At 30.7% G+C, this 9127-nt stretch carries 10 protein-coding genes; all 10 read right to left on the reverse strand.

Annotated features, from left to right (window positions below):
* On the reverse strand, window positions 1–769 hold a 769-nt coding region (gene neuC, locus ACH2BG_RS04175; RefSeq protein WP_395046462.1), incomplete at its 3' end, for a UDP-N-acetylglucosamine 2-epimerase.
* Window positions 770–899: 130 nt separating this feature from the next.
* Complete coding sequence (gene neuB, locus ACH2BG_RS04180) at window positions 900–1940, reverse strand: N-acetylneuraminate synthase (RefSeq protein WP_395046463.1); 1041 nt, start codon at window positions 1938–1940, stop codon at window positions 900–902.
* An 8-nt stretch (window positions 1941–1948) separates the two neighbouring features.
* Complete coding sequence (locus ACH2BG_RS04185) at window positions 1949–2623, reverse strand: cytidylyltransferase domain-containing protein (protein ID WP_395046464.1); 675 nt, start codon at window positions 2621–2623, stop codon at window positions 1949–1951.
* A gap of 1 nt (window position 2624) precedes the next feature.
* Window positions 2625–3509: a glycosyltransferase family 2 protein gene (locus ACH2BG_RS04190; RefSeq protein WP_395046465.1), complete on the reverse strand. Its 885-nt coding sequence runs from the start codon at window positions 3507–3509 to the stop codon at window positions 2625–2627.
* Between the two features lie 96 nt (window positions 3510–3605).
* Window positions 3606–4586 carry an acyltransferase family protein gene (locus ACH2BG_RS04195; protein ID WP_395046466.1) on the reverse strand — a complete coding sequence of 327 codons (981 nt, stop codon included), beginning with the start codon at window positions 4584–4586 and terminating at the stop codon, window positions 3606–3608.
* A 4-nt stretch (window positions 4587–4590) separates the two neighbouring features.
* On the reverse strand, window positions 4591–5604 hold the full coding sequence (locus ACH2BG_RS04200) for a glycosyltransferase family 2 protein (protein WP_395046467.1): 1014 nt from the start codon (window positions 5602–5604) through the stop codon (window positions 4591–4593).
* The gene (locus tag ACH2BG_RS04205; protein ID WP_395046468.1) at window positions 5601–6506 is read right to left on the reverse strand and encodes a beta-1,6-N-acetylglucosaminyltransferase; all 906 of its coding nucleotides are present in this window, start codon (window positions 6504–6506) and stop codon (window positions 5601–5603) included. The genes ACH2BG_RS04200 and ACH2BG_RS04205 overlap by 4 nt, the downstream gene beginning before the upstream one ends.
* Window positions 6507–7652, reverse strand: coding sequence for a glycosyltransferase family 4 protein (locus ACH2BG_RS04210; RefSeq protein WP_395046469.1), 1146 nt, complete (start codon window positions 7650–7652; stop codon window positions 6507–6509).
* Window positions 7653–8459, reverse strand: a complete 807-nt coding sequence (locus ACH2BG_RS04215; RefSeq protein WP_395046470.1) for a glycosyltransferase family 2 protein — start codon at window positions 8457–8459, stop codon at window positions 7653–7655.
* Window positions 8460–8531: 72 nt separating this feature from the next.
* On the reverse strand, window positions 8532–9127 hold a 596-nt coding region (locus ACH2BG_RS04220), incomplete at its 5' end, for a hypothetical protein (protein ID WP_395046471.1).

Genomic DNA, 9127 nt, shown 5'->3' on the forward strand with positions numbered 1-9127 from the left:
CATTGCCTTTCAATTTCTGATATTCATCAATTATACATTGGCTTCCTAAATCGTTGTTGGGATAAATCACGATATAATTATGGATATCGGTTTGTAAGGCAGCTACAAAATTTTGAACGTAGGCTTTCATCGCAGTAGCTTCGGTTGTCACAGGATGAAACATTACAATAGCAAAATTCTCAAAAGGAATTTCGTAATATTTTTTTACGTCTTCAATCTTTGGTAAGTCTTCGGAAAATATAATATCAATATCGGGAGAGCCAATGGTATGTATTGAAGATTCAATTTCTCCCATTTGCTTTAAGCGCCTAGCAGCAGCATCGTTTGAAACAAAATGAATGTGACTGAGTTTAGAAACACTATGTCGGATTAACTCATCAACTGTTCCAGACAGTTCGCCACCTTCTATATGAGCGACAAGAATATTGTTGAGTGAACCTACAATTGCGCCTGCCAAAGTTTCTACTCGATCTCCATGAACTACAATTAAATCCGGATTTACCTTTTTGCAATAGCTAGACAATCCTTCGATGGTTTTAGCCAAAGTCAAATCCATGGTGGTTTCGTGAGTACTATTTTCAAACGTATGCACGTTCTTAAAATCACATCGTTCAATTTCAATCAGCGTTAGTCCATATACTTCTTGCAAATGCATGCCTGTAACAAAAACAAATACTTCAAATTCTGGATCGTTATCTAGTATCGAAATGAGCGATTTTATTTTACCAAAATCAGCTCTTGTTCCTGTTAAGAAAAGTACTTTTTTCATTTTAAAATTTTAATCTTATTGAATCTTAATCAATCTCGACTGCACTCGATTTGACATCTTTTATATGATATGATTTATTTCAAATATTATTTCCAAGTCGAGCGCAGTCGAGACGCTGTTTTAATTAAACCTAAACTATATCGTCCCAAGTCATTTGTTCGTCATTCTCAATATCTCGTCTTGCAATTTTTCCCAATACTTCATTATAATCTTCCGCTAAAATTTTTCCGGTTCCTGGACGCTTTACCCAGATATTTTCTTGGGTCAATACTTCACCTTTCTTTATGGTAGTAATAGTGCAAACAGTTGCAAAAGCAAAGTCTATCGTTATCTGTTCTTCTTGAGCTGGTGCTTTGATTCCGCCGCGCATTTGCCAAATCTCATTGGAAGAAACTATCAATTCAGAAGTGGTTTTTTCATCCATACTACATACAATATCTGGTCCAGTACGTTGCATGTGATCTGTAAAATGGCGTTCTAAAATGCTCGCACCCAAAGCGACTGCTCCCAAACACGCATTGTTGTTTAAGGTATGATCAGAAAGTCCAAAAACCTTATCAGGAAAGGCTTCGTGCAATTGCGTCATAGCACCATACCGCACCAAATGAATGGGTGTTGGGTATAAATTAGTAGTATGTAAAAGGGCTACAGGAATATTGTGTTTATCAAAAATAGCAACCGCTTTTTGCACACTTTCAATAGTATTCATTCCAGTACTTAAAATAATTGGTTTTCCAAAAGTAGCAATGTGCTCCAAGAGTGGATAATTATTGCATTCGCCAGAACCAATTTTGTAGGCTGGAAGTTCCATTTTTTTCAGTCTTTCGGCTGCAGCACGAGAAAAGGGCGTAGATATAAAAATCATGCCCTGACTTTCTACGTAGTTTTTTAATTCCAGTTCGTCACTTTCATTAAGAGAACAGCGTTCCATAATTTCATAAATAGATACACTAGCATTGCCAGGAATTACTTTTTTGGCAGCGCCACTCATTTCATCCTCCACGATATGGGTTTGATGTTTAACAACTTCAACTCCTGCTCTTTTTGCTGCGTCAACCATTTTTTTGGCTACATCCAAAGAACCCTCGTGGTTGATACCTATTTCTGCAATAACTAATGGCGGGAAATCTTGCCCTATTCTTCTACCAGCAATTTCTATGTATGGATTCATGAAATAAATTAGGAGTTGGGATTTGTATTTTTTTGATAAAGATAGGCTGCATACTCCATATCTTCTTTCGTATCAATATCTACATTGGCAAAAATATGACTCACCAAATATGGAAATGCATTTTCAGTAATTATTTTATTTTCAAAAATGAACTTTACCTTTGTGATATAAAGCAATCCATTCTCAAAATAAAGCGGCTTTAGATCCTGGCTGCGTTGACCTATTTCGTAATTATAAGGTACAAATTTATCATTTGCGATTTTTCCTAATTTCTGATGGGTTTGAGTAACGGTAAACAAACTATCAACTTTTCCATTTTGGAATTTCTCAAAACATTTTTTTAATAAATTTGGCGGGCGCAACGGATTGGTGGGCTGCAATACCACGACGTTATCTACATCCTGATCAATAGATTGCAATACATGCTGCAATGAAGTTAACGTAGGCTCAAAATCATCCGATATAGATGCGGGTCGGTCAATAACTTGTGCACCGTAAGTCAATGCAATTGCTTTGATTGTTGGATCATCTGTTGAGACATAAACCGCATCAATGATGTCGCTATTGGCTTGCGCATATAAAATACTGTGCACCAATAACGGATAATCGCCAAGCAAGAGCCTATTTTTATTAGGCAATCTTTTAGATCCGCCACGAGCTGGAATTATGGCTATGGTTTTCATTTCAAAATTTTAATGCTGATAAATTTCTCATTTTTATAATCAAAGATTTAGCAACGGGATTCCTATATCTTAAAATTTTTGGAACATTGACGATTACAATAAAAATTGTTTTAAAAAATACTTTACTGTATTCCCAGTCCGTTACGGCATATTTTTTAAAATTATGCCAATATAACTTTACTATAGGAAAGAAAGGGAACGGATAATATACTAAAAAATAATACGTTGAATTTTTTAATTGTTTTCCAAATCTAAAATAGTTTTGTTTTCTTAAGTTCCGAACTTGCTTATTTACCCTGTGATTTACTTTTATCTGATTTGAATATAAAATATCAAATCCTTTTGCCAAAACCTCTATTGAAACACATGATTCTTCACCATAAATATCTATCCAAACAGGAAAACCATTTGTATCTAAATAAACCGATTTTCGGATGGCGAATCCACAACCAATAAACTCTGAACAAAGAAATTGTTTTTTTTCTTTTTCAGATTGTTCGAGTGCTACACTATCTGATTCAAAAATACCTTTTACTTCTTCGAATGCTAAAATACCCACATTTGGGTTTTCTTTAAATAAAATCTCTAACTGTGCAATAAAATCTATAGTTAAAGGATGGGCATCATCGTCTAAACCAATTAATATCTCACTATTTGCTAATGGATAAATCTGATGCCTCGCAGCAGAAGCTCCAATAGATTTTTTAGACTTATACCATTTTACCCAAATTAATTCATTTTGAAGATTTTCAGAATCATCAGTACATCCGTCTAGAAAAACCATGACCTCAACTTGAGATTTATCTATTAAAGACTCAATAATTCTTAATGTTCTTAATAAATCTTTTTTTCGATTTTTGGATACAATTAAAATTGAAGCTAGCATTCTATTGACGGTTTTTTAATGCGTTTTTCAAAAACTGAATAACATAGCTTTCTATATAGGTCGTAAACAAAATACTCAATGCTATTAGGAATAAAATTAGGCAAATTGGTTGTAAAAAATAAAACGTTCGAGTACCAATAGATTTTTATGAATTAGGAAAACCCCTAAATTTTCATGTATTAAATAAAGAAAATACGACGAAACTCCTATTGCATTTAAAAATTTATTGTTCAAAAATGAAATGCTTTTTGGGTAATAAACCATCAAAAAAAACAACAAAACAAATAACAAAATCACTCCTAATAGAATTACGTCCTTGTAATTATTAAAGAATAAAAAACCAAGAAAAAACACAAAACTAGCTTTAAGAAAAAAAGGATTTTTCAGTTGGCTCACGTTATTTTTATAAAAAATAAAAAAAACAGATCCTAAACAAAAAAATGGCAAAGCATTTATCAAATTAAAAATTGACCTCAAGGCCTTTAATTTAGCAATTAAAAAAGAATTGGAATACATGTGTGACAACAAAAAACTTGCAATTACAAGTATTCCAGCTATCAAAAAGAAGCAAGTATAAAACCTTTTTGAAGAAATATAATAAACCGTTGCTGCCAAAAAATAAAACTGAATCTCAACCCATAGACTCCAATAACAACCACTTATATAATCCAATTCAAATCTATAATGTGTTAAAGAAGATATTAAATCCGGTTGAATAAAAGTAAGGCTTACTAGAATATTTTTAAAATAATGACTCGTTGGAAATAAAAAATCGGTATCAAATACAGTGAAAAAAAAATACGTCAATACAGACGCAAAAAACATGGAAGGAAACAATCGAATAAATCTATTTTTCCAGAATTGTTTGAAAGTAGCAGTTTTTTCCAATGTAAAAAAAATAACAAAACCACTAATCATAAAAAAAAAGTGAACCCCGTATTTACCATATCCAAAAAAATCATAACTAGTCCCATAAGGATACAATGAGGTCCAACGCGTGAAAAAATGAAAACAAATCACCATCAAAATGGCTATTGCTCTAAAGCTATCCAGTACATCAATTCTACTTGATTGCATTATTTTAATTGAGTTGGCTTTTAATTAATCTTATGTTATTTATAAATCTCACTCTATTTAGAACTACAAACCAAACTAAAGGATTGTATCTACTAACCGTTGATCTTTTCCAATAATCAAGAATTTTACGAGCTAGCAAATAACTAAAATTTTTCTGGTCTTCGCTTTCTAAATTAGTAACATGATTTAAAAACAATTCGTTAAATGAATCGATTAGTATTTTTAATTTGATATCAAAATTTTGCTTCATACTACTAGCATTCGTATCATAATAATACTCAAATATTTGTTCAGGAGTTAAATTAATATCAAACGTTTTCCAATAGTTTGAAATAATAATACATCTTTCTTTAAAATGCAATTTTTTATTTTCTGATGAACGGTGATTACTGTTTGACGATATTCTGTATTTCATTAAAAAATCCGTCAAATTAGCATTTTTTGCTAATTGTGAAATTTTAATCCATAAATCCCAGTCCTCACAGGTTTTTATTAATTGATTGTACCTTAGTTTTGTTTTTATAAAAAATTCATTTCTAAAAATCACAGATGAATGTCCAAATGAAGCTCCAAAAAGTAAGTAATATTTCAAATATTCAAATTCACTAGGATATTTCCATCCAGATATAGGATTTTTTGACATTTCCTTCAACCAATATCCCTGTGTTCCCGACATCACAATTTGCAGATTTTGATCCATAAAATCAATTTGTTTTTGAAACCGTTCTGGAAAACTCCAATCATCGGCATCCATCCTAACAATGTATTGATAATTTGGCAATAAAGCTTCTAAACCCAAATTAAGAGTTTTAGCTATTCCCACATTTTCTATGTTCTTGATATAAAAAATTCTCTTATCAGTATAACTAGAAATGATTTGGCTCGAACTATCCGTAGAACAATCGTCATAAATATAAAAATCGAAATCATAAAACGTTTGATTTAGAATAGAATCAATACTCTCCTGTAAATAAGAAGCACAATTGTAAGTAGGCATTAAAACCGCTAACTTTTTCATTTACTAATCATTTTGTATGCAAAGTCAATTGTTTTTTGATTTATATGTGGATCAAATTTTCTTGCGAATAATAAATTAGCTGACTTGTTGTATTCTAAATCTTGCACATCAAGATATTTAGGACTTGCTTCTAATCCTTCAAAGCAAACTAAATGGGTAGGATTATTGTTTATTACAAATTGCTGTTCTAAATCATAATTTAAAATTAAAGTTGCAAAATACAATTCGTCTGGCGCTAAAACATATTTAAATATAGAATTGAATTTTGGATTACTATTATTTTTTTCAATAACAAATGCTACCAAATCTTTACTTAATACCATCCACTGGCTAGCTCCATAAATTTGAAAACTTGGGAAATATTTACGGAATCGATTTAAAGGAAATAAAAAATTTAAATGAATCTTTTTAATAATTCTGTTAACCCAATAATTCAGTTTCTTGAATTTTTTATAGTCAAAAAAATAAAAACTTTCAAATCGAAAAAAACCACCATTCCACCAGTTTTCATAAGGTAACTTCCAATAATTTATTAATGAAGTCTTAATGTTTTTTTCTAAATAATCATGAATATAACAATTCGTTTTTAATGGTAAATCTTCTCCTGACAACATTATAAAGTGGTAGTTTGAACTTGAATAATTATTATTCATATAATCTTGAACCTCTTTCATTGTGTTTAATGCTGCCTGCACCAAACTGTATTTCCCCCAAGAACATGCTATTCTGTTTTTTACGAAATGACAATTCGAATTTTGAAGAATCATTTTGTATTCTATTTGATTTACTTTCTTATCAAGGTGGATAAAAAACAATGATTTTTCATCGTCTAAAATCGAAAGCAAATTCTTAAGTTGTAATGGATTTTTGTGTACTAAAATGCAATAAACTTTTATATACATCTATATGTTGTTTAAAACAGACTGCAATTGATTTGCAAATATCATGGCTGGATTTTCAGGGATATGCTTTAGTATTTGAATTCTCGCTTCTTCTCCTATTTGTTGCCAATTTTCTCGAACTTGCCATGCTCTTTCCAATGCTTCATCAACATATTCTGGCCTTGGTGCAGCAGCAATAAATCCTGTTTCATTATCCAGAACCAACTCTTTGTTTCCGCTCACATCAGTCACAATTACCAAACGTTTACAAAGCATGGCTTCGACAATCACTATAGGTAATCCTTCAAAACGAGAAGTTAAAATCAATCCTTTATTATTTTTCCAAATATCGAGGGTGTTGGTGTGTGAATGTACAATAGCGTTCTTAATTTCGTATAAATGAATTAAATCTTTTATATTCTCGATGTCATTTCCCTCTCCATAAAAATTAACTACTAAATTTCTATTTTTCCATTTTTCTAGTGCTAAAACCCGAATCAAAACATCTTGTCCTTTAGCATAAAAATCATAACGCCCTACAAAAGCCAAATGAAAATCATTTTGTTCTGGAAAGTCTAATTTGGGATTTAAAGGAACATTAAATGGATTGCGAATAACTTCCGCATTGTTTAAAGCAAACCCCAATTGGTTTTGAGTAATAGTTAAGTTATCCTCACTCACAAAGTAATTCATTTGACTATTTTCAAATCCCAATTTCATTTTTTTTCTCAAAACAAGATTAGGCCACATTCCTTCATTTACAGCGTGGGAAATAGTCACATACTTAAATTTATTTTGCACAGCAAAACCCATTGTTTGTACTCCATTAAAGTTAAATCCTTGGTTGATGACTATTAAATGAGGTTTAAAATTTAAAATAAAAGTATCTCTTTCATTAACGGGTTTAAATCTTTTATTGTCGGATAAAAAACGATTGGCCATTCTTTTCCATAGCGGTAAAGCTGCTTTAGAAAAATAATTTATAATTAATTTATTTTCTTTTCCCAGTAAAAGAATTTCCTTTGGTAAAATCAATTTTGCGTGAACGCAAACCGCAATAGAAAAACCACACGGCAACAGTTCTACAACAGTTCTAGTCCAGAGCAATTCGCTACCGCCCCAAGAAGTATTTTCTGTTGTAAAGAGTATTTTTTTAGAATTTTCCATTTAGAAAGAAAATTTTCTCTTGATCTTTTTTAGAATAACTTGAATCATCATTTTAACAGAAGGCTCTTCTTTAAGTTTTTGATTTTCTATGAGACAATTTCTAAAAGGCAACAAATGTTTTAATTCCTTTTTTTCAAAAATATAATCAATTAATAGAGATCTTTCTTTCCAAGCTTTGGATAACAATGAATTTTCTCTTACTCTATAATCAAACAAAACAGTTTCTACATAATGAAATTGATAACCTTTTACTGCCATTCGCAACCACAAATCCCAGTCTTCAAAACCCATAACAGGCATATTCACATCATAGCCCCCCAATTTTTCCCAAGCTGATTTTCTAAATCCTGCACAAGCGTCGATGTAATTATTGAGTAACATTTCTGGAAAATAAAACGGTTTCGATTTCCAAATATTCGTTTTATTACCAAAATTTTGGGCATCTCCATGTACAACAGCTGTGTTTGGATTATCGTCTAAAATCGAAATGGTTTGTGCTATAAATTCTTGTCTTACTTTATTGTCTGCATCCAATGGTATAATATAGTTCCCTTTTGCCAATTTAATGCCATTATTTCTAGCTTTTGCCAGACCTAAATTGGATTGATTAATATAATGTATGGTTGCATCTTTTTTAAGAATTTCATTAATTGTAGCAATTGTTAGTAAATCTGTTGAGCCATCATTGACCAAAATAATTTCGTAATCATCGCTGTTACCATACTCTTTGATACTACCTATAGCATCCTTTAGATATTCGCCTAGATTGTAACATGTAATGATAATAGAGAGTTTAGGTTGTTGCATATTTTTCCTATTTAAAATCACTCATAACAAAGCTATTAAATACTAAAGTTGTACTAATTAAATTTATAAAAATTACATACTACCAGTTAAAAAAACTTTTACTGTAACCTTAATTCTATTAGCAATTTTTCTAAAAATCGATTTTTTATTTTTATTTATTTTGGCTTTTTCATTTGATATTTTATATGCAACATTTAAGTTAATAGTTGTTTCTATTTTATTAAAAATCAATAGCTTGCGGTATTCTGTAAATAAATCTAACAAATCTGGTCTTGTTTCAAAACTGTATCTTGTTAAATAGGAAGCAATTTTATTCGGGCTATTATATTTGTAACCGCTAAAATGAAAAAATCTGAGTGGAATTAAATCATTTATTATATAATTTTTATTATATGAATTTGTTATGGTCCTTTCGTGCAAATTCCAGTTAGCCATATTATAACCATAATGTTTAATTAAACAATAATTATCAAATATAGAGGGCAAATAGTTGATCCACATTTGATCATAAAACATATTTCTGCTAAAATCACAATAACCATATTTTAAAACACGCTCATTCCACCAATAAATAAGATCTTTAACCTTTTCATATCTTGCAAAAGCTATAAAACCAAGATTATAAACACCTCCTCTCAATGTATGATAGTCAGTCGGCGCAAAATCAT

It is taken from the genome of Flavobacterium sp., from assembly GCF_043779715.1.
In the GTDB taxonomy this organism is placed as follows: domain Bacteria; phylum Bacteroidota; class Bacteroidia; order Flavobacteriales; family Flavobacteriaceae; genus Flavobacterium.